Here is a 19818-nt window from a genome sequence, read left to right on the forward strand (position 1 = left end):
AGGGTGTGGCTCATCGGGGCGGACGTGGAGAGGATCGCGACAGTGAGACCGGGGTTCGTGCTCGAGGTCGACGAGCGGACTCCCCCGCTGCTGGTCCATTCCGGCGCCGGGGTGCTGCTGGAACGGTTCCCGCTGGGTACGCGGGTGGTGTATCCGCCGCAGCCGCGGCCGGGGGTCGGTGACGTCGACGCGGCGATCGGCGCGGCGTTGGCCGAGCCGGTGGGCAGTGCGCCGCTGTCGGCGCTGCTGCGTCCGGGGATGCGTCTGGCGATCAGCGTGGATGATCTGCGTACCCCGCAGCCGCGGGTGCGGGGTGTCGACGCGCGCGGGCGGATCCTGGAGCAGGTGCTGAGCGCGGCGGCGGCGGCCGGCGTCGACGAGGTGACGCTGGTGGTGGCCAACGGGCTGCACCGGCGGCTGAGTGCCGCGGAGGTGGCGGGGATCGTCGGGGAGCGGGTGTTCCGCTCGTTCTGGCCGACGCAGTTGGCCTGCCATGACGCCGAGGACGCGGCGAACCTCGTCGAGGTCGGCCGCAGCGACGCCGGCGAACCGGTCCAGATCGCCCGGGCGGTGGCCGAGGCCGATCTGCTCGTCGCTGTGGGGATCGTGCAGGGTCCTGGGCAGGGTGGGCTGGGTGCGCTGGTCGAGGGGTTGTCGTCGTATGCGTCGTTGCGCGCGGTGCACGGGGTGGCCGCGGTGACGCAGGCCGCCGCGGCGGGTGCGGGCGGCGGCGGGACGGTGGACGGCCGGGTGGTGCAGGGTGCGGCGGCGGGCCGGGTGGGGGCGGTGCTGGGTGCGGCGGTGCCGGTGTTCGCGGTGGCGGCGACGGTGAACGCGGCCGTCGGGCCGGGGCCGTTTCTGACCCGCCGGGAGTGGGAGTGGTCGCCGGCTGATTCGGCGTTGGCGTTCGGGGTGGGCCGGGGCCTGGAGCTGCTCGGGGGGCGGGGGCGGGCGCGGGTGCTGCGCGATCTGGCCGCCGACTATGCGATCACCTCGGTGACGGCCGGGGAGCCGCAGGCGGTGGCGGTGGCGGCGTGGCAGGCGGTCGACGCCCAGCAGCGGGTCGACGTCGACGGGCAGAGTGACGTCGTCGTCGTGGGGCTGCCCCCGTTCGGGGCGTATCAGGGTGGGGCGCCGGCGGATCCGGTGCTCGCCGCGCACGGTGCGCTCGCCGACGTCTTCGCCCGCCACCGGGGGCGGCCCGTCGTCCGCGAGAACGGGGCGATGATCGTCTACCATCCGGTGGCGGCCCGGTTCTCCCAGTTGCATCAGCCGTCGTATGTGGACTTCTACGAGGAGGTGCTTGCCGAGTCGAGTGATCCGGCGACGATCGAGGCGAAGTTCGAACGGCAGTACGCCACTGACCCCTGGTATGCGTCGCTGTACCGGACGTCGCTGGCGCATCACGGGGTGCATCCGTTCCACCGCTGGTATGAGACGGCGCCGGCGCGGGCGCATCTGGCCGAGGTGGTCTTCGTCGGCGGGGATCGGGCGGTGTGCGCGCGGCTGGGTTACCGGGCGGCGTCGACGCTGGCGGACGCGTTGGAGATCGTGGCGGGGTCGGTGGGCCGTGACCCGTCGATCACCTACCTGCACAGCCCGCCGCAGCTGATCACCGAGGTGCGGTGAGGGGTGCTGGGGTCGCGCCGTGACGGGCGGGTTGCTGGGCGCGGCTGGGTGCGGCGGATCGGACCGGTAGGACGAAGGTGTTCGGGACGGATGGGTGATCGGGATGGGTAGGCCGCGACGGGGTGTGGGGCTGCGCGAGGCCGCACGGGGTTTTCGTCGGGGTGGCCCGCCGTGGGCGCCGGTCGGCGACGCGGGCGGTGCGGCGCGGCCGGCGTCGCGGGAGTTTCCCACCGGGTGGGCGCGCGGCGGGGCGGCGCGCACGACCCGGGCGGTGTTCCTGCGCGGGGTGATGAACCCGCTGCTGCATGCCTCGCTGACCGCGGATACGCATGGCGCGGAGGTGTTCGACGCCGTCCGCGACACCCCGGTGATCATCGTGTCGAATCACACCAGCCATCTCGACGCCCCCATGCTGCTGTGCGCGCTGCCCGGGCCGGTGCGTTCGCGGACCGCGGTGACGGCGGCGGCGGACTACTTCTTCGACAGTGTGTGGCGGGGGGCGGGCAGCGCGTTGGCGTTCGCGACGGTGCCGATCGACCGTAGCGGCGGGGCGCCGTCGTCGACGCCGATGGATCTGCTGCGCGACGGCTGGAACCTGGTGATCTTCCCGGAGGGGACGCGGTCGCGGGACGGGGCGCGGGGCCGGTTCCGGCTGGGGGCGGCGTATCTGGCGATCAACGCCGGGGTGCCGGTGGTGCCGGTGGGGGTGCGGGGGGCGTTCGCGGCGATGCCGCGGGGCCGGTCGTGGCCGGTGCCGGGCCGCCCGCAGGTGACGGTGCGCTTCGGTCGGCCGCTGCGCCCGGCGCCCGGTGAGGATGTGCGGACGTTCACCGCCCGGCTGGCCGCCGAGGTCGACCGGCTGTGCGCCGAGGACGCCACCAGCTGGTGGGATGCCACCCGTGCCGCGCTCGCCGAGCAGCCCACCGACTCCCCTGTCGCCACCGACTCCCCTGTCGCCGCGGGCGCGCCGACCGCGGCCGGGCCCGACGTGTCCGACGTGCCACCACGCCAGCCGACCGCCGCCGACCATGCCGACGCTGACGGCCTGTCCCCCGCTGCTGGGCCTGTGCTCGGCGGGCCGCGCCTTGACCAGGGGGACGACGACGGATCGGGCGGCAGCCCGGCCGCGCCGACGGCCGCTGTCGGCGCGGCGCGCACCCTGGGCCGCCACCGTCCCCGCGTCGCGGCGCGCAGCGGGACCGGCCCGGTGTCGATCTCCGCGCGGCTGCGCGGCGCCCCGGACACCCCGACGGCGCGCTGGCGGCGGATCTGGGCGGCCACCGAACCGTTGCCGCGCAGCACCTCCCGCTCCCCCTGGCGGCGCTGAGCGCCGCCGCGGCTGTCCGGGGCAGATCGTCGGGCGGGCGACGATGACGTGCGGGTGGGAGGGGCACGCACATGGTCGGCGACGAGCCGGGCGAGATGGTCGGCGACGAGCCGGTCGAGCTTGTCGCCCATGACCCGGCGTGGGCTGGCCGGTTCGTCGAGCAGCGCGACCGGCTGGCGGCCATCCTGGGGGATCTGCTGGCCGGCGCGGTGGAGCAGATCGGCTCCACCGCGGTGGCGGGCCTGCCCGCCAAGCCCGTCGTCGACATCCTCGCCCCGGTGCACGACCTGGACACCGCGCGCGGCGCGGTGCCGGCGCTGGCCGCCGAGGGCTGGCTGTACTGGCCGCAGGATCCGGCTGGCGGCTACCGTCTGTGGTTCCTGCGCCCCCATCCGGCCGCGCGCACCCACCATCTGCACGTGATTGCCTATGACGATCCGCACGCCCGCGCCCTGCTCGCCTTCCGCGACGCCCTGCGCGCCGATGCGGATCTGCGCGGGCGGTACGCGCGGCTCAAACGGCGCCTGGCCGCGGCGCATCGCGACAACCGCAACGCCTACACCAACGCCAAGGGCGTCTTCGTCGACGAGGCGCTGCGCGCGGTCGGGATCGACCCGCCGCGCCGCGACGTCCTGCCGGAATAGGCCGCGCGGCCGACGATCCCCGGCCCTCGGCCCCTGACCGGCCGCCGAGGTGCGCAGCGAGGCCGTCATGACCGACGGCGATGCTCGCCCGCCACGCGGTCCCGGCCGGCGCGCACCCAGCCGGCTGACGTCTGCCGGCGTGGGGCCGCCCGCGCCGCCGCTATCCCTGGGCGGGGCGGCGCCCGATGAGCCCCTCCTGCAGAGGGCTGCGGTGGGCGGCGACCCAGTGGTACGCCGCGCGCACCTCCTCGACGGCACCGGCCTCGCGCAGGTGCCGGGCGCCCGGCTGGCCGGCCCGCGCACCGGCCTCGATGCCGCGCCAGCATCGGTCCTGCCACCACAGGATCGTCTCGATCAGACGGTCGCGGTGTCGCAGCCCGTAGGCGTCGCAGATCACCGCGATCCGTCGGGTCACCTCGGTCAGGTCGGTCACCGACGGGCCGAGTCCGAGGAACTGCCAGCAGACGTGGGCGACGTCGTCGAGGCGCCGGCCGGGTGCGGCCAGATCCCAGTCCAGCAGTGCCACCGGGCGCAGCGCCCCGGCCACCGGCCGGTAGACGGTGTTGCGCGGCGCCAGGTCGTTGTGGCAGACGACCTCGCCGCCGTGCGCCAGTGCCGTCCCCGCGGTCAGGTCGTGGAGCTGACGGACCAGCTCGGCGAGGCGGGCGAGGCTGCCGTCGGCGGTGACGGCGGCCGGCTGGTCGGCCTGCCAGGCGACGTGGCCGGGCAGGTAGGTGAGGATCTCGCGGCCCTGCCCGTCGACGCCGAGCAGCCGTGGCGCTCCCTCGAAGCCGCGGTCCGCCAGCAGGCCCAGGAGGCGGTGGACGAACTCGGCGCGGTCCGGCGCGGGTCGGCGCACGGTGTCCCCGATCCGGACGACCGGGTTGACGAGCCCACCGGGCAGGGGTGTCTCCGTCATGGGCGCAACCGGGTCATAGCTGCATCCTCGCCGATCCGCTCGCCGTCCCGGGTGGACGTCGCCGAGCGTCGGCGGATCCCCGACCGAGTCACGTCTGCTCTGTGACGTTCATCACGTGATGATCGAGATGTGGATAACCCTGTCAACGGAGCGGTGGGTAACTCGGTGTGACCCTGTGGATGTCCTGTGGGGAAAGGGTGATCCCGCGCGGCGGGGAGAAGTCAAGGCGTTGCGGTGCGTATCTGGCGCGGTATCACTGATGCATGGCTCTGCCGCACCCGACCGCCCGGTCCACTCCGCCCGCCCGCCAGCCCGAGTCCGCCCGCCCGAGTTCGACGGCGCGCCCCGTCCAGGTCGGGGGCCCCGCTGCGCCGGCCGGCCCGCCCGCCCGGGCGCGGCTGGACACCGCCCGTCCGGGCACGGCGGGTCCGGGTCGTGCCGGTCCCGCCGGTGACCGCCACGCCGGCGGCCGTCCGGCGGCGGGTGGCGCGGCCGGGTCCCCGTGTGGGACGGCCGGGCCGGGGGGTGGGGCGGCGCCGCTGCCACCGAGTGTGGCTCGGGTCGCCGCACGCACCCGGCTGTCCGCCGAGCTGCTCGCCGCGATCCTGGAGGTCGAGCGGCGGACCCGGGCCACCCTGGACGACATCGAACGCGCCGACGCCCTCGCCGAGCGGCTGCTGGTCCGCCGTGGCCATCGTCTGCGCGCCACCGGCGGGCGCGGCGCCGGAACCAGCGGCGGTCCGGCCGCCGGCGGCTCGGGCCTGAGCGGTCCGAGCACCGCAGCCTCGGCGGCATAGGGTGCTCGCATGGCGACGATGACCGACGCGCAGTGGCGGGCGTTCGTCTCGGCGGGCACGCGCACCGGCAAGCTCGCCACCGTCCGCGCCGACGGCCGGCCGCACGTGGTGCCGATCTGGTTCCTCCTCGACGGCGCCGACGTCGTGTTCAACACCGGGGCGGAGTCGGTGAAGGGCAGGGCGCTGCGGCGCACCGGGGTCGCGTCGCTGTGCGTCGACGACGAGCGGCCGCCGTACTCGTTCGTCACCCTGGCCGGGCCGGTGGCGCTGTCCGAAGATGTGGCCGAGGTGCGCCGCTGGGCCACGCGCATCGCCGCCCGCTACATGGGCGCCGACCGCGCCGAGGAGTACGGCGCGCGCAACGGCGTGCCCGGCGAGCTGCTCGTGCGCCTGTCCCCCACCCAGGTCGTCGCCCTCGCCGACGTCGCGGACTGACCCCGATCCCGCCGAACTGCGCCACCGGTACCGGACTACCGGCGCTCAGCTGCCGGCACCGCGCCTGCCCTACGCCGACCCGGCGGCTTTCGTCAGGAGGCGCCGGCGGTGCGGGGGGCGTGGTCGACCGGGGGCGTGGAGATCAGCAGCAGGACCTCGTGCACCCGGGTGGCCAGCAGCCGCGACGGGCGGGTGTCGAGGATGGCGACCATCTCGTCGAGGACACCGCCGGCGGTGGCCGGGTCGTGGTTGACCAGCGTGGTGGCCAGCGCCGCCAGCGCCCAGCCGCGTTCGAGGGTGCCCGGGGTGGTGATCGCCACGGCGCGCCACGCCGCGGATCGGGCTCCGGGCACACCCAGCCGGGCCATCGCGTCGGCGACGACGCACGCCTCACGGACGTCGTCGAAGGCGGGCCAGCCGGGATGGCGCAGGCCGTGCACGACCGGGCGGTCGCGCAGGCGGGCCAGCGCGGCGTCGACGCCGGGTTCGTCTCCGGCGGCCGCGGCGAGGGTGACCTCGGCGGCGGCGGCCCAGCCGTGCAGGTAGGGATGCTCCACGGCGGCGGCCCGGGCGGCGGCGGCGCGGGCGGCGTCGAGGCGTCCGTCGGCGAAGGCGATCGCGGCGTCCAGGCTGCGGGAGGTGCCGGTGAGCAGCCGGTCGTCGAGCTGGGCGGCGAACTGCTCGGTGAGGGTGGCGAAGCGGCGGGCGGAGGTGTCCGCGCCGGTGTCCGCGGACAGCACACCCAGGTAGAACGACAGGTAGCCGGCGACGCGGGTCAGCTCGATGTGCACCGCGGGCGACAGCCGCCGCGCCAGGGCGGCCTGCACGCGGCGCCAGTCGCCGATGATCGGGCCGAGCAGGCTGGTGTGGGGCACGCTGAGCAGGGTGGTGGCGTAGCGGTACAGGCGGTCGTCGAACTCGCTGAGCGCCAGCGGGTCGGGGTCGGCGTAGGCGATCTCCCGGGAGATCATCGCCGCGGCGCGGGCGGCGGCGGACAGGCCGAAGCGGTCCGGCACCTGTGCGCCCGGCAGTTCCACCGCGTCCATGCCCTGCATCCCCTCCACCTCCCGGCCGGCGGCGCACACCGCCGGCCGGACCGCCCGTCCCGCGCCCGCCGTCACGTCCGGGCCGGGCCGGGGCCCGGGCGGGCCGTGCGCACCGCGCCGGCGCGGCCGGATGCCGCGGCGGCGCAGGCCGCAGGCAAGCCCACCCCTGTCCGTCACGCCGCGTTACCGTCGGGTGGTCGTGGGGCTGGTGCCCGCCGTGCCCGCCTTCTCTCGGCGGGCCCGCTGCGGGGTGCCGGAGCTGGGCTTCGACGCCGGGCACACGGCGACCCGTCCCTGGCGACGCCTCCTACCGGTGTGTAGCCGGATCGGTGGACGACGTGACGGTGGGCACGCTACCGCGCCCACGGGGGGGTCTGTACAGAGGTTCGACGAACTCCACACCGCCCCCGCGTTGTCCAGTCGGGACATTCCTCCTCTTGTAGGCGGAAGGTGAGGCGTGTAAAGGGGCCCCGATGGCCCGTTCGGGCCGAGGCGCCCGGCCGGCAGGGCGTGGCCGGCGGGCCTGGTCAGGGCCGGCGTGGGCGCCCGGGGGCCGGGTGGCGGTGCGCCCGCGGGCATCCTTGGTCGCCCTGGGGCTGTCCCCCGTCGCGGGGCGCGGCCCGGACCCGGCCGCTCGGGCATACCGGCTCCGGCCCGCTCGCCCGCGTCTCCCCCATGCGGGGGTCACCCGCCGGCGGCCGGCGGAATCGGCGCAGTGGGCTGAGTCGCCTCGGTCGCCTCGGTCGCCTCGGTCGGTGGAATCGGGGGGCGGTGGTGGGCGACGGCGTCGGCGGTGGCGTGCTCGCCGCGGGCGCGCAGCCCGGCCAGGACCCCGTCGACGTCGGCGGGCGGACGGTTCTGGCTGAGCTTCACCGCCGCCTCGACGCGCTCGATGAGCACCTCGATGCCGACGACCGCGCGCAGCATCGTGGCGAGGTAGTCGGGTGGGGCGTCGTCGACGGACCACGGCTCGGCGTGGGCGGCCTCGTGGGTGTCGGTGAGGCAGCGCAGCACGTCGGCGAGCCAGGCGGGGTCGTCGTGCACGCGCAGCCGGCCGTGGACGTGGACCCGGAGGTAGTCCCAGGTGGGTACGACGCGGCCGTGTTCGGCCTTGGCCGCGTACCAGGACGGGGAGATGTAGGCGTCGGGGCCGCCCACGATGACCAGGGCCGGGCCATCGCGGCCGGTGCGCCACTGGTCGTTGCCGCGGGCGAGGTGGCCCAGCAGCGCGCCGCGTGGGCCGCGGTCGGGATCCAGGACGAACGGCACGACCGAGGCGGTCGGCCCGGTGGCGGTGACGGTGACGAGGTCGGCCGCGCCGGGGTGGGCGAGGATCTCGGCGATGGCCTGGGCGTTGGCCGCGAACGGCGCCGGTACGTACATCGCGGTAAAGCTACCCGGGCAGCGGGCGGGCCGGACCCGTTGACATACCGCCTGGTCGGTTTAGTGTCGGGCGCATGGGCGAGGTGGCGGCGGGCGAGGTGGCGGCGATGGTCCCGGCGACGGCCAAGGGTGAGGCGACCCGTGCCCACCTGTTGCGCACCGCGGCGGCGGTGTTCGCCGGGCAGGGCTACGCCGCGACGACGATGGCGCAGCTCATCGACGCCAGCGGGCTGACCAAGGGCGCGTTCTACTTCTACTTCCGCTCTAAGGCCGAGCTCGCCCTCGCCGTGCTCGCCGAGCAGAAGACCCGTTTCCTCGACCGGGTCGTCGCGGCGCTGGCGGGCCGGGAGCGGGCGGTCGACGAGCTGCTCGCCATGGTCCCGGTGATGGTCGAGCTGATCGAGCGCGACCCGGCAGTGTGGAGCGTCACCCGCCTGGCCCGCGAGCTCGCCGCCGAACCGGAGCTCGCCGCGCGGGTACGTGAGCCGATGGTGGCCTGGGTGGCGCTTGTCGCGGACGTCGTACGCCGGGCCCAGGCTCAGGGTGACCTGCGCGCCCATCTCGACGCCGACGCCCTCGCCGCGGTGCTCGTCGCCGCGTTCGACGGGCTGAAGTCGCTCACCGACGTCCTCGACGGCCCGCGGGCCTCGGCCCGCTTCGCCGAGCGGGCGGGGGTGCTGGCCGGCCTCGTCGACCTGGCGCTGTGCGGCGGTCGGGGCATGGCCACCGACCCGGCGGTCGGGGCGTCCTCGGTGGACACGGGCTCGGGGGCGGACACGGCGACGGAGGCGATCGCGCCACCGTCGGCCGTGGCCGCGGTGCCCGCCCGGCCCGGCGGGTAGCCCCGCCCGCGCGCCTCGCGGCGGTCGGCGTCACCGCCGTCGTGTCCGCCTGCTCCCCCAACAAACCGACCGGATGGTATGGAGACGCTGATGGACCTGCAGGGACAGACCGCGCTGATCACCGGGGCGTCGACGGGCATTGGCGCGGTGTTCGCCCGCGCCCTCGCCGCGCGCGGCGCCGACGTCGTCCTCGTCGCCCGCGACCCAGACCGCCTGCAGGCGGTGGCCGACCAGATCGTGGGCGACCACGGGGTGCGCGCCCAGATCGTCGCCGTCGACCTGGGCGACCCGGGCGCCGCCGACGTCGTCGCCGAGCGGGTCGCGGCCGCCGGGGGCCGGGTGGACCTGCTGGTCAACAACGCCGGCTTCGGCGCCTACGGCGACCTGGTCGGGGCCGACCCGGTCCGCCTCGCCGACCTGGTGCGGCTCAACTGCGTCGCGGTGGTCGCGCTGACCGCCCGTTTCCTGCCCGCGATGGTGGCCCGTGGGCAGGGGGCGGTGGTGAACGTGGCGAGCACCGCGGCGTTCCAGCCGTTGCCCCACATGGCCGTCTACGGGGCGAGCAAGGCGTTCGTGCTGTCGTTCAGCGAGGCGTTGTGGGCGGAGACGCGTTCGGCGGGGGTGCGGGTGCTGGCGCTGTGCCCGGGTGCCACCGAGACGCCGTTCTTCGACGTCCTCGGCACCCGCGACAGCGTCGTCGGCGCGGTGCGCACCCCCGAGCAGGTGGTGGCCGCCGCGTTGCGCGCCCTGCAGCGGGGCCGGCCGGTCGCGATCGACGGGCGGCGCAACGCGCTGCTGGCCCGCGGCGGGCGGCTGCTGCCTCGGCGGATGCTGGTGCGGATCGCCGAGCGCACCATGCGCCCGACGCCCGCCCGCATCTGAACGCCGCCGGCACCAGGCCTCGCCGGCCAGGTCCGGCCTCACGGTAGGTCGCCCGGTTCGAAGGAGGCGGGGCGAGGCCCCAGCCGCCCGTGGCCCGTTCGAGGGCCCGCCTGGTGTGCAGCGGGTTCATCCCGCGGACGCCGGTGAGGTGTCGGCGTGGGTGAGGGGGCGGGTGAAGGCGATGCGGTGCAGTCCCGGCCCGTCGTAGTCGACCTGGACGTCGACCTGGACGTCGACGCCGTCGACCGTGCGCTGCCCCGGGATGATGCGGAAGCCGAGCGCGGTGTGGAAGGCCACGGAGGTGGCGTTGCCCGGGCTGGTGATCGCCTCGACGCGCCGGGCGCCGTCGGCGGCGGCCTGGGCGAACAACCACCGGTACAGCCCGGCGGCGACGCCGCGGCGGCGCAGGGCCGGGTCGACGCCGACGAAGTGGATGTAGGCGGCGTCGGGCTGCGCGGCGGAGCGGAAGGCGATCAGGAAGGCCGTCAGCCGGCCGTCGGCGGCCTCGCCGAGCACGGAGGTGTCGGCGAAGTGCTGGAAGAACAGCCGCGGCAGCAGCAGCGCCCGCTGCCGGGAGCCGGCCTCGCCGCCGAAGCCGCCCCACCAGTCGTCCAGCACGGCGAGCACCCGCGCCTGGTCGGCGCCGCGCGGCCGCCGCCAGCGCAGCTCGCCGGGCAGCGCGGGGTGCTCGTACCGCGCGGGGTGCTCGGCCGGTGCGAGGTCACCGGCCGGTGCGGGGTGGTCGGGCCGGGTGGGGTGGTCGGGCCGGGTGGGGCCGGGAGCCGGCGCCGGGGCGGGGCCGTCGGGCGTGCGGATCATGTGGTGAGCCTGCCGGCCCCGCCGCGACCCGTCACCCCCTTTTCGTCCGCCGGCCACCCGGGGGCACAGGTCAGGGGCGCAGGGTGCGGAAGAAGGCGGTGACGTCGGCGGTGAAAAGCTCGGGCTGTTCGAGGGCGGCGAAGTGGCCGCCGTGGGGCTGCACGGTCCAGCGCCGCAGGTTGTAGTGGCGGGCGATGACGGCGCGCGCCGGCCGGTAGATCTCCTTCGGGAAGATCGCCGCGCCGGTGGGGGTGCTCACCTGCCGTTCGGGCGCGCCGAGCAGGCCCGCGGCACGCGTTTCGTAGTACAGCCGGATCGACGAGCCGATCGTCTCCGTCACCCAGTAGGTGGTGATGTTGGTGAGGAGGTCGTCACGGCTGATCGCCTTCTCCACGTCGCCGTCGCAGTCCGACCAGGTGCGGAACTTCTCCACGATCCAGCCCGCGAGCCCCGCCGGGGAGTCGGCCAGGGCGTGGGCGAGCGTCTGCGGCTTGGTGCCCTGGATGGCCTGGTAGCCGGTCTCGTACTGGGCGAAACGGCGGGCGAAGTCGAGGTCGGCGATCTCCTCCGGGGTGAGGTTGGCCCGTTCCTCGCGGGTCATCGGCGGCGGCGGGACCAGGTTGAGGTGGATGCCGAGCAGCCGGTCGGGATGGTAGGCGCCGAGATGGGCGGTGATGGCTCCGCCCCAGTCGCCGCCCTGGGCGGCGAAACGGTCGTAGCCCAGGCGGGTCATCAGCTCCGCCCAGGCGTCGGCGATGCGGCGCACGTGCCAGCCGCGTTCGACCGTCGGCCCGGACCAGCCGTAGCCGGGCAGCGACGGGCAGATGACGTGGAAGGCGTCGGCGGCGTCGCCGCCGTAGGACGGCGGGTCGACGAGGCGGTCGATGACCCCGTCGAACTCCACGATCGACCCGGGCCAGCCGTGGGTGAGCAGCAGTGGCACCGCGTCCGGATGCGGGGAGCGGGCGTGCAGGGCGTGCACGGTGGTGCCGTCGATGACGGTGCGCAGGTGCGGCCAGCGGTTGAGGCGGGCCTCGGCGGCGCGCCAGTCGAACCCGTCCGCCCAGTAGGCGCACAGCCCGCGCAGGTAGTCCACGTCGGTGCCCAGGTCCCAGCCCGTGCCGGGGATCTGCTCGGTCCACCGCGTCCGGCGCAGCCGGTGGCGCAGATCGTCGAGGACGGCGTCGGGAACGTCGATCGTGAAGGGCTGCAGGGCGGTTGACGGCGACGTCATGGCTCGCTCCGAGGGGTCCGGGGTCGGATGATCACCGGCCGGCGGCGGGTGCCGCACGGCCAGCTCCGACTATCGACCGCCGCGGCGGCGACCCGCAACGGACCGGGTACCGCCCGCGTCGGGCGGTCCTGGTCCCGTCGGGCGGTCCTGGTTGCATCAGGTGGTCCTGGTCGGTTCGGGTGGTCCGGTCGGGTCAGGCCGGTGCGGGGCTGGTCAGCCGGTGGTGGTGAGGATGCGCGGGCCGTCGGCGGTGATGGCGACGGTGTGCTCGACGTGGGCGGCGCGGCTGCCGTCGACGGTGTGCAGGGCCCAGCCGTCGGCGGCGGTGCGGTAGCTGTCGCGGCCCCCGGCGCAGAACATCGGTTCCAGGGCGAGGACGAGCCCGGCGCGCAGCGGCATGCCCCGTCCGGGCCGGCCGTCGTTGGGCACGCTGGGATCCTCGTGCATGCGCCGGCCGATGCCGTGCCCGCCGAAGCCGCGGGGGATGCCATAGCCGGCGGCGCGCCCGACCCGACCGATGGCGGCGGCGATGTCGCCGAGGCGGCCCCCGGGGACGGCGGCGGCGATGCCGGCGGCCAGCGCCGCGGCGGTGGTGTCGATGAGGGCGGCGTCGCCGGGGTGCGGGGCACCGACGGTGAAGCTGATCGCGGCGTCGCCGACCCAGCCGTCGAGCTCGGCGCCGCAGTCGATGCTGACCAGGTCGCCGTCGCGCAGCGGGGTGTCGCCGGGGATGCCGTGGACGATGACGTCGTTGACCGACGCGCAGATGACCGCGGGGAACGGTGTCGGGGCGAAACCGGGATGGTAGTGCAGGAACACCGGGATGGCCCCGGCGTCGCGGATGATCGTGTGCGCGACCGCGTCCAGTTCGCGGGGGGTGACCCCGACGGCGGCGGCGTCGCGGGTGGCGCGCAGCGCGCGGGCGACGACCGCCCCGGCCGCGGCCATCGCCTCGATCGCCGCGGCCGACTTCAGCTCCACCATCCCGACCACCCTTCCCTGCCCACGCCGACGCGGCGTCACACCCGCCGCACCAGTCCCCAATTACTATACCGGTATTACTATCACGGGTATGGTGCGCACGCCGTTGACCAGGGCGGAACGGGAACGCGGCGAGCGGCTGGGTGCGCTGCTGCGGGCCGCGCGCGGTGAGCGCAGCATGGTGGAGGTCGCCGCCGCGGCGGGGGTGTCCGCGGAGACGCTGCGCAAGATCGAGGCCGGCCGCATCGCGACGCCGGCGTTCTTCACCGTCGCCGCGCTCGCCGCGGTCCTCGGCCTGTCCCTGGACCTGTTGGCCGACGCCTGCGACCCGGCGGCGCTGAGCGCCCTGGACTAAGCCGAGCGCCCTGGACTAAGCCGAGCGCCCTGGACTAAGCGGACCGCCCGCCGGCGGGAGCGGGTACCGAGGACGCCGGCGACGCCGAGGACGCCGGCGACGCCGAGGACGCCGGCGACGCCGAGGACGCCGGCGACATGGTCGGCCAGGGCACGGTGGCCTGTCGGCGCCCCTGCCGCGGCGGCGCCCGAGCGTTTCGGCGCGATCAGGTCGGCGGGGGCTGCTGGTATCCGGGGTGGACGCCGGGAGTCAGCCCCTGCTGGGCGGCGATGGCCGCCAGCAGGCTGGACAGGTGCGCGCGCTGGGCGTCGTCGAGCGCGGCGCAGATCTGGTCCTCGTGGGCGGCGGCGAGCCCGCGCATCCTCGCCATGACCGCACCGCCCTCGGCGGTCAGCTGCAGGGCGTGGTTGCGCCGGTCGGTCGGGTTGCGCGCGCGGGCGAGCAGTCCTTTTCCCTCCAGCCTGTCGACCAGGGCGACGATACGGCTCGGTACCACGCCCAGCTCCTCGGCCAGGGACCGCTGGCTGCGTCCGGGCCGCGCGGCGATCATGCGCAGGATTCCGACCTCGGCGGGGATCAGCCCGAGTTCGCTGATCCGCTCGGCGAACCGTGCCGCGGCGTGCGCGCCGACCTGGGCGAGCAGGAACGCCGTCCCCCTCGGTGGGCGCTGCGCCGCCGCCTCGTCGCGGCCGGTCGGCCGGTGTGTGGTCATGGAAGCGATGGTAGCGACAGAGAATGATTCTATGCTATGAATGGTTCACCATAGAGAACTGAGGTGACTGTGGACATGATCAACGACGCCGGTGCTCGCCGGCCGCACTATCCGGACCTGGCCGGCAAGGTCGCGCTGGTGACCGGCGGCTCCCGTGGGATCGGCGCCGCGACCTGCCGGGCGCTGGCGGCAAGCGGCGCCAGGATCGCGGTGAACGGCCGTGACCACGCTGCCATCGACGTCGTCGTCGCGGCGATCGCCGCCGATGGCGGCACGGCGGTGCCGGCGCCCGGTGACGTCACCGACGCCGCCGTGGTGGGACGCCTGCGCGCGCACGTCGAGCAGACGCTGGGCCCGGTGGAGGTCCTCGCGGTGTTCGCCGGCGGCCAGGGCTCCCCCGTGCCCACCGTCGAGCTCGACCCCGCTCGCTGGCAGGCGGTCCTCGCCTCGGAGCTGACGTCGGTGTATCTGACCGTGACCGCCTTCCTGCCCGCCATGATATCCCGGGGCGGTGGGTCGATCATCACCATGTCCTCCACGGCAGGTCGCCACCCGGGCGGCGCCAACGCCGCGTACGCGGCGGCGAAGGCGGGCGTGGTGATGTTCACCCGGCACCTGGCGAACGAGGTCGCCAGGCACGGCGTCCGCCTCAACTGCCTGGCCCCCTCGGCGGTCCTCAACGACCGCATGCGGCGGTCGATGTCCGCCGAGCAGCTCCAACGGCTGTCGGCGGTGTTCCCGCTGGGCCGCGTCGGGCAGCCCGACGACATCGCCCAGGCCGCGCTCTACCTGGCCTCGAACGCCTCCTGCTGGGTCACCGGGGTCACCCTCGACCTGACCGGCGGGCGCGTGATCCTGTGACGATCGCTGCGCGTTCCGGCCGGCAGGGCGGCGGCGGACCGCCCCTGGGTATCCTCGCCGTGGTGTTCACGGCGCTGCTCGTCGCCGGGCTCGCCGTGAGCACGGCCATGGCGGGCGGCGACATCTTTCCCTCACCGTTCAGCTCGTCGCCGACGATCCTGGCGTACTTCCACGACCATCGCGATCCCGTGCGCGTCAGCGCGTTCCTGCAGTTCGCTGCCTCGGTCCCGCTGGCGATCTACGCGGCCACTGTCTCGGCCCGCCTGCGCACTCTCGGCGTGCGGGTACCCGGCCCCACCATCGCCCTGGCCGGGGGCGTGGTGGCCGCCACCATGCTCGCCCTGTGCGGGCTGGTCAGCTGGGTGCTGGCACGTCCGGACGTCCTCGACGAGCCGGCGGTCGTGCGGGCACTGCACGACCTGGCCTTCGTCACCGGGGGCACCGGGCACGTCGTCTTCCTCGGCCTGCTGGTCGCGGGCGTCGCCGTGCCGGGGCTGCTGGCCGGACTGCTGCCGCGCCCGCTGGCGGTGGCCGGTCTGGTCGTCGCCACCATCGCCGAACTGTCCACGATCACCCTGCTCGTCTCCGACGCGGCGGTGCTGCTGCCCCTAGCCCGGTTCACCGCGTTGGCCTGGCTCGTCGCCACCGGCTTCCTGCTGCCGCGCACCCGGGCCACCAGGGCCAACAGGGCCACCAGGGCCGGCACGAACATCTGAACCCCGGCCGCAACCCCCGGCGGGTGCCGCGGCCCGCGTCGCCTGGGCCCATCGGGGTCCGTCAGGAGCAATCGTGAAGCTGCTCATCTTCGGCCCCACCGGTGGCACCGGCGCCCGGCTGGTGACCCAGGCGCTGCAGGCCGGTCACGACGTCACCGCCGTCGCCCGTCACCCGGACCGGGTCCCCGCGGGCGAGCATGCCCGCCTGACCGTCATCGCCGCGGACATCCTGGCGCCCCCGGGGTGGAAGGCCGCCGTCGGCGGGCAGGACGCCGTGCTGTCCTGCCTGGGCAGCACCGAGCGCAGGCATCCCACCACCGTCTACTCCCAGGGCGCGGCTGCCATCATCGACGCCATGCGCGACGCCGGGGTGCGACGGCTGGTGTGCCTGTCCTCGGCGGGTCTCGACGTCGCGCCGGGCACCGCGCTGCCCCAGCGGCTCGTCACCACCGTGGTCATCCGGCGTCTCTACCGGCACGGCTACGCCGACATGACCATCATGGAACGCCTCCTCGCCGCCAGCGGCCTCGACTGGACGGTGATCCGCGCACCGATGCTCACCGACGGGCCGTTCACCGGGCGCTACCGCACGGCGGTCGACCAGCACCTGGTGAAACCGAAGGCCGTCTCCCGGGCAGATCTCGCCCACTACATGCTCACCCATCTCGCCGACCGCGAGAGCTGGCAGAAGACCGTGCACATCTCGTCGTGAACCGTCCCTGCGTCGGTTGGCTGTCTGGTCGTCGGACCGGCTGCTTCGGATATGCGACGGTCGTTGCCTTGGGTGTGCGCTGTGCACTATCGGGGTCCTCATCGCCGCCCAGGCGGGTGGATGGGCGAGCCGTTCGGGCTGGGGGTTGCTGTACGGCGGGTGGGATGTCCGGAGGGGGCATCTGGGTTCGCAGGTAGAGGACGGCCGCGATGAGAACGGCCGCGCTGATGAGCTGACGCAGGTTGAGGGATTGACCGAGCCAGAGCCCTGCGAGGACGACACCGAAGACGGGTTCGAGAGCGGTGGCGGCGGAGGCCGCCTGCGAACCCGCCCGGGCGACACCCCACGAAAACAGAACGAAAGGTGCGAGGGTGCCGAGAATGCCGACGAGCAGGACGTCGGGGAGATGGCGGGTGTCGGTGAGGATGCGTGGCCAGCCCTGCGGGGCCTGGATGATCACCCAGGCGAGTGCGGAGACGGCGAAGGCTCGGGCCATGGAGGAAGCCGCGCCGTAGGCGCGGCTGGAGCTTTCGCCGAGGACAGAGAACGACGCGACGGCGACAGCGGTCAGCAGGCCGTAGGCGAGACCGGTCAGACTGATCCGGCCGGTTCCGGCGGCCAGTCCGAACACGAGGGTGTGCCGAAACCGCGGGGGGTTCTCGCTGATGGAGGTCCGATCGCCGGCGCGGGCGTGCCAGAGGTAGCTGAACAGGCCAAGTCCCACGGCGGTGACGTACGTACGTGCCTCCACCAGCTCGAGAGGCGCGACTCCGGCGCGGAACGATTTGCCAGCGGTGGCGTCGAACGCCCACAGAACGGTCGCCGCGGTGACAGCGAGAAACCCGACCTGGCTCTGGGAACGGCCGGCCCGCGGCGGCGACGCGCCGCGGGCCGGCCGCCAGCTCAGGCGTGCCAGCGCAGGAGAACACTTCCCCATGTCATGCCTCCTCCGAAACCGAGCAGCAGGACGGTGGAACCGTCATCGAGGCGGCCGGCGCGGACGGCATCGTCAAGAGTGACACGGTGGTGTCGGTGGCAACGAGTATCGCCAGGACGGCCGCCGGGACCACCTGCCAGACGAACTGCCGCACCTCGCGACCGTTCATCGGGAGCCTGTCCCCGTGTGCTCCCGGATGTGCGCCGCCTCCGGTGCACGCCGTGCCTTGACCCGCGGCAGGTCCCGCAGCGCCGCCACGATCGGCGCGCCGGCCGGCGTCGCACCCCCGGCGATTGTTTCGGCCAGCAGCTCCAGGAATCCGGTCACCGCGGCGTAGCGGGTGACCAGCTCGGTACGCCAGTCCGCGTCGTCGTCCTCGGCCTCGTCGGGTAGATACTCCGCGACCGTCGCCAGCGCCGCCTGCAGCTTCTCCCGCGGCACGGCCTGCTCGATCGCGGTCCACATCTCCGCCAGGGTCATCCCTGCCCGTCCCCTGCCAGTGGCACGTCGAGGAGCACGGTGACCGCAGCCGCGACCCGTCCGGCGGCCTTACGGAAGCGGGGCAGCGCCTTGAGCCGCTTGCTGTCGCTGACCCGTTCGGCGCGGGCCAGCAGCTTCGTCGCCAGACGTGCTGAGGGCGCTGTTCGGCTCCGGCTCGGCGCCGCGTCGCTGACGACAACCGGCCGCTGCCGGTCCCCGCACTGCGCTGCGGGCTCGCACGTGCCGGCGGGGGCAGGTGGGCCGTGCGGAAGTGGAGTCAGTCGGCAGCGACCGCCTCGGCGGGGGCTCGAACACCGGGGCGGCGCAGGATCGCCTGGGCGGTGTCGCGCAGTTGGCGGGCGCGCAGGCTGAGGTCGGCGGGGTCCAGGTGCTCGGCGGCGTCGAGGATCGTCGCCCGGGCGCGGCGATGGTCGGCATACCGGGCCTGCTCGTCGGCGGTACGGCGTTCCTGCGGGGTGGCCATGTGTCTCCCTGGTGGGACGGGCCCCGGCGGCGGGATGCCGGTCGGGGTCTGCGCTGGTGACGGCGGGTGGGGAGCAACGGCAGTGGGCCCGCCCGCTCAGTGTGCGCCGGCACCGGTCGGCGAGACGGATTCGTGCCGGGGCCCACATCCCGTGAGGCGACTGTGCGCGGGCGGTCGGCCACTGGATCCCGGTCGGTCACGCTCGAAGCCGACCGCGGCGGGCGATGGCTGGTCAACGGTGCGGTCGCGGCGGATCTGGAGGGCTTCCGCGACGTCGATCTGGAATCGTCGGCGGTGACGAACGCGCTGCCGGTCCGCCGGCTGGACCTGGCCGTCGGGCAGCGGGCCGACGCCCCGGCCGCCTACGTCCGCGCCGTCGATCTGACCGTCCACCGGCTGGAGCAGACCTACACCCGCGCCGCCGACGACGGATCATGTCAGCGCTACGACTACACCGATCCCACGTTCGCCTTCGCCTGCCAGCTCACCTACGACGACTCGGCGCTGGTCGTCAACTATCCAGGGATAGCCACCCGCGCGCTCTGAACGCTCTCGGGACGGCGCCGTGGGCATCGATCCGATCGCTCAGGGCCGCAGAGTCGCGGCGCAGTCCTGCCACGCCACGGCACTGAGGAGCGGACGCGTGCGGGCGAACAGGGCGTGCAGACGGGGACCGACCTCCGCGGCGAACGTCGGATTGTGCCGGGCAAGGTCGAGTTCGTTGGCGGCGGTGAGCTCCATGAACTCCCGTAGCTCCCTGCCGCGGACCGGTTGCACCCGGCCGGTGAACCGGTCGCGGAATTCCACCTGTGAGGCGGCGGAGAGGCGAGGGTAGACCCAGGCTCGATCGCAGCTGGCATACCGGTAGACCAACGTCTCGACGTCCGCGCCCACCATCGTGGCCACCTCGCAGCGCCGGGAGAGGTCCACCAGATGCGGGGCGAACCCGTCGGTGCCGTAGACGGCGTGGCATAGACCCGCCACCTGCAGCACGCTGTCGGCCCGCCACCGCGCGAGCAGGTCACGCACGCGCAGCAGATGGTCGAACAGGGTGCCGCCGGGATGGTCGATCCTGGCCGCTCCCCAGGACAGCAGAAGATCTTCGGCTCCGATGGCCGTCGGGTCGTCGTCGCCGAGACAGTCGCCGATCACGGGCACCATCGTCCCAGGCGCGGACTTACCATGACGGCGGGACCGGCAACGGCGTGACGGTCGCCCGGTGACGGGTTGCCGGCTGCCGGTCCGCGCCGCAGGGAGATGGTCATGACGCAGTCGACGGCCGCCGACGGGCCGGTCCGGACGCCGGCGCGCACGCAGAGCCTCACGCATCGCGACCCGGCGCAGGTCAGCCTGCAGGAGGCCCTCGACGCCCTCGGGGACCCGGTGCGCCGCGCCATCCTGCGCATGCTGGCCGACCACCCGGACTGGACGCTGCCCTGCGGCAGCTTCGAGGTGCCCGTCAGCGCGGCCACCCGCAGCCACCACTTCGCGGTGCTGCGCGCGACCGGACTGCTCGAGCAGCGCGACACCGGCCCCCGCCGGTTCAACCGGCTGCGCCGGGCCGAGTTCGACGATCGTTTCCCCGGGCTGCTCGACCTCGTCCTGCACGAGGACCCCTGAGGA

At 74.8% G+C, this 19818-nt stretch carries 25 protein-coding genes; 13 read left to right on the forward strand and 12 right to left on the reverse strand.

Annotated elements, in window-relative coordinates; all coding sequences use genetic code 11:
* The first annotated feature begins 42 nt into the window (after positions 1 to 42).
* The 3 genes from FF36_RS01625 to FF36_RS01635 all read left to right on the forward strand — a co-directional run bounded on the left by FF36_RS01625 (position 43) and on the right by FF36_RS01635 (position 3600).
* Positions 43 to 1629 carry a lactate racemase domain-containing protein gene (locus FF36_RS01625; protein WP_236705909.1) on the forward strand — a complete coding sequence of 529 codons (1587 nt, stop codon included), beginning with the start codon at positions 43 to 45 and terminating at the stop codon, positions 1627 to 1629.
* 103 nt (positions 1630 to 1732) lie between these two features.
* The gene (locus FF36_RS01630) at positions 1733 to 2956 is read left to right on the forward strand and encodes a lysophospholipid acyltransferase family protein (RefSeq protein ID WP_044883131.1); all 1224 of its coding nucleotides are present in this window, start codon (positions 1733 to 1735) and stop codon (positions 2954 to 2956) included.
* Positions 2957 to 3027: 71 nt separating this feature from the next.
* Positions 3028 to 3600, forward strand: a complete 573-nt coding sequence (locus FF36_RS01635) for a GrpB family protein (protein WP_044883132.1) — start codon at positions 3028 to 3030, stop codon at positions 3598 to 3600.
* Between the two features lie 160 nt (positions 3601 to 3760).
* Here FF36_RS01635 and FF36_RS01640 read toward each other — a convergent pair whose 3' ends face one another.
* Positions 3761 to 4519 (reverse strand): phosphotransferase, encoded by a 759-nt coding sequence (locus FF36_RS01640; RefSeq protein ID WP_044883133.1) that lies wholly within the window; start codon positions 4517 to 4519, stop codon positions 3761 to 3763.
* Positions 4520 to 4782: 263 nt separating this feature from the next.
* Between FF36_RS01640 and FF36_RS40560 the strand changes: the two genes are divergently transcribed.
* Positions 4783 to 5316: a hypothetical protein gene (locus FF36_RS40560; RefSeq protein WP_052680893.1), complete on the forward strand. Its 534-nt coding sequence runs from the start codon at positions 4783 to 4785 to the stop codon at positions 5314 to 5316.
* A gap of 9 nt (positions 5317 to 5325) precedes the next feature.
* Positions 5326 to 5751, forward strand: a complete 426-nt coding sequence (locus FF36_RS01650) for a PPOX class F420-dependent oxidoreductase (RefSeq protein ID WP_044883134.1) — start codon at positions 5326 to 5328, stop codon at positions 5749 to 5751.
* Positions 5752 to 5843: 92 nt separating this feature from the next.
* Here FF36_RS01650 and FF36_RS01655 read toward each other — a convergent pair whose 3' ends face one another.
* Together FF36_RS01655 and FF36_RS01660 are read right to left on the reverse strand one after the other, a co-directional pair.
* Positions 5844 to 6797 carry a hypothetical protein gene (locus FF36_RS01655; protein WP_044883283.1) on the reverse strand — a complete coding sequence of 318 codons (954 nt, stop codon included), beginning with the start codon at positions 6795 to 6797 and terminating at the stop codon, positions 5844 to 5846.
* Between the two features lie 684 nt (positions 6798 to 7481).
* Complete coding sequence (locus tag FF36_RS01660) at positions 7482 to 8180, reverse strand: FMN-binding negative transcriptional regulator (RefSeq protein ID WP_236705910.1); 699 nt, start codon at positions 8178 to 8180, stop codon at positions 7482 to 7484.
* Positions 8181 to 8254: 74 nt separating this feature from the next.
* Here FF36_RS01660 and FF36_RS01665 point away from each other — a divergent pair, with 74 nt between their 5' ends.
* Both FF36_RS01665 and FF36_RS01670 read left to right on the forward strand, forming a co-directional pair.
* Positions 8255 to 9022, forward strand: coding sequence for a TetR/AcrR family transcriptional regulator (locus tag FF36_RS01665; protein WP_242417941.1), 768 nt, complete (start codon positions 8255 to 8257; stop codon positions 9020 to 9022).
* Positions 9023 to 9112: 90 nt separating this feature from the next.
* A complete protein-coding gene (locus FF36_RS01670; protein ID WP_044883286.1) occupies positions 9113 to 9904 on the forward strand; it encodes an SDR family NAD(P)-dependent oxidoreductase in 792 nt (263 codons plus the stop codon).
* 126 nt (positions 9905 to 10030) lie between these two features.
* Here FF36_RS01670 and FF36_RS01675 read toward each other — a convergent pair whose 3' ends face one another.
* From FF36_RS01675 to map, 3 genes are all read right to left on the reverse strand, one after another.
* On the reverse strand, positions 10031 to 10723 hold the full coding sequence (locus tag FF36_RS01675; protein WP_242417940.1) for a GNAT family N-acetyltransferase: 693 nt from the start codon (positions 10721 to 10723) through the stop codon (positions 10031 to 10033).
* A 70-nt stretch (positions 10724 to 10793) separates the two neighbouring features.
* On the reverse strand, positions 10794 to 11957 hold the full coding sequence (locus FF36_RS01680) for an epoxide hydrolase family protein (RefSeq protein WP_044883288.1): 1164 nt from the start codon (positions 11955 to 11957) through the stop codon (positions 10794 to 10796).
* 213 nt (positions 11958 to 12170) lie between these two features.
* Positions 12171 to 12941 (reverse strand): type I methionyl aminopeptidase, encoded by a 771-nt coding sequence (map, locus tag FF36_RS01685; protein ID WP_044883289.1) that lies wholly within the window; start codon positions 12939 to 12941, stop codon positions 12171 to 12173.
* An 88-nt stretch (positions 12942 to 13029) separates the two neighbouring features.
* Here map and FF36_RS01690 point away from each other — a divergent pair, with 88 nt between their 5' ends.
* Positions 13030 to 13293 (forward strand): helix-turn-helix domain-containing protein, encoded by a 264-nt coding sequence (locus tag FF36_RS01690; protein ID WP_044883135.1) that lies wholly within the window; start codon positions 13030 to 13032, stop codon positions 13291 to 13293.
* Between the two features lie 205 nt (positions 13294 to 13498).
* Here the strand turns inward: FF36_RS01690 and FF36_RS01695 are convergent, their stop codons facing one another.
* The gene (locus FF36_RS01695; RefSeq protein ID WP_044883136.1) at positions 13499 to 14005 is read right to left on the reverse strand and encodes a MarR family winged helix-turn-helix transcriptional regulator; all 507 of its coding nucleotides are present in this window, start codon (positions 14003 to 14005) and stop codon (positions 13499 to 13501) included.
* Positions 14006 to 14068: 63 nt separating this feature from the next.
* On the opposite strand from FF36_RS01695, the gene FF36_RS01700 reads away from it, so the two are divergent.
* The 3 genes from FF36_RS01700 (at position 14069) to FF36_RS01710 (ending at position 16294) form a co-directional block, all read left to right on the forward strand.
* Positions 14069 to 14866 (forward strand): SDR family NAD(P)-dependent oxidoreductase, encoded by a 798-nt coding sequence (locus FF36_RS01700; RefSeq protein ID WP_242422231.1) that lies wholly within the window; start codon positions 14069 to 14071, stop codon positions 14864 to 14866.
* Complete coding sequence (locus tag FF36_RS01705) at positions 14863 to 15582, forward strand: hypothetical protein (protein WP_044883138.1); 720 nt, start codon at positions 14863 to 14865, stop codon at positions 15580 to 15582. The genes FF36_RS01700 and FF36_RS01705 overlap by 4 nt, the downstream gene beginning before the upstream one ends.
* 73 nt (positions 15583 to 15655) lie before the next feature.
* Complete coding sequence (locus FF36_RS01710; RefSeq protein ID WP_044883139.1) at positions 15656 to 16294, forward strand: NAD(P)-dependent oxidoreductase; 639 nt, start codon at positions 15656 to 15658, stop codon at positions 16292 to 16294.
* Here FF36_RS01710 and FF36_RS01715 read toward each other — a convergent pair.
* The 4 genes from FF36_RS01715 to FF36_RS01725 form a co-directional block, all read right to left on the reverse strand.
* Positions 16239 to 17231, reverse strand: coding sequence for an EamA family transporter (locus tag FF36_RS01715; RefSeq protein WP_044883140.1), 993 nt, complete (start codon positions 17229 to 17231; stop codon positions 16239 to 16241). The two genes, FF36_RS01710 and FF36_RS01715, sit on opposite strands and share 56 nt — an antisense overlap.
* Entirely contained in the window at positions 17198 to 17515 is a 318-nt protein-coding gene (locus FF36_RS39855; RefSeq protein WP_082121590.1) for a 3-oxoacyl-[acyl-carrier-protein] synthase III C-terminal domain-containing protein, read from the reverse strand. Before FF36_RS39855 ends, FF36_RS01715 begins: the two co-directional genes overlap by 34 nt.
* Positions 17397 to 17711: a hypothetical protein gene (locus FF36_RS35825; RefSeq protein WP_044883141.1), complete on the reverse strand. Its 315-nt coding sequence runs from the start codon at positions 17709 to 17711 to the stop codon at positions 17397 to 17399. Before FF36_RS35825 ends, FF36_RS39855 begins: the two co-directional genes overlap by 119 nt.
* A 277-nt stretch (positions 17712 to 17988) precedes the next feature.
* On the reverse strand, positions 17989 to 18195 hold the full coding sequence (locus FF36_RS01725) for a hypothetical protein (protein ID WP_044883142.1): 207 nt from the start codon (positions 18193 to 18195) through the stop codon (positions 17989 to 17991).
* A 132-nt stretch (positions 18196 to 18327) separates the two neighbouring features.
* Here FF36_RS01725 and FF36_RS01730 point away from each other — a divergent pair, with 132 nt between their 5' ends.
* A complete protein-coding gene (locus tag FF36_RS01730; protein ID WP_255354292.1) occupies positions 18328 to 18741 on the forward strand; it encodes a putative glycolipid-binding domain-containing protein in 414 nt (137 codons plus the stop codon).
* Between the two features lie 39 nt (positions 18742 to 18780).
* On the opposite strand, the gene FF36_RS01735 is transcribed toward FF36_RS01730, so the two are convergent.
* A complete protein-coding gene (locus FF36_RS01735; protein WP_199865298.1) occupies positions 18781 to 19347 on the reverse strand; it encodes a DUF6817 domain-containing protein in 567 nt (188 codons plus the stop codon).
* A gap of 111 nt (positions 19348 to 19458) precedes the next feature.
* On the opposite strand from FF36_RS01735, the gene FF36_RS01740 reads away from it, so the two are divergent.
* Entirely contained in the window at positions 19459 to 19815 is a 357-nt protein-coding gene (locus tag FF36_RS01740; RefSeq protein ID WP_044883143.1) for an ArsR/SmtB family transcription factor, read from the forward strand.
* Positions 19816 to 19818: the final 3 nt, after the last annotated feature.

Origin of the sequence: Frankia torreyi (genome assembly GCF_000948395.1) — a bacterium.
Classification (GTDB): Bacteria; Actinomycetota; Actinomycetes; order Frankiales; family Frankiaceae; genus Frankia; species Frankia torreyi.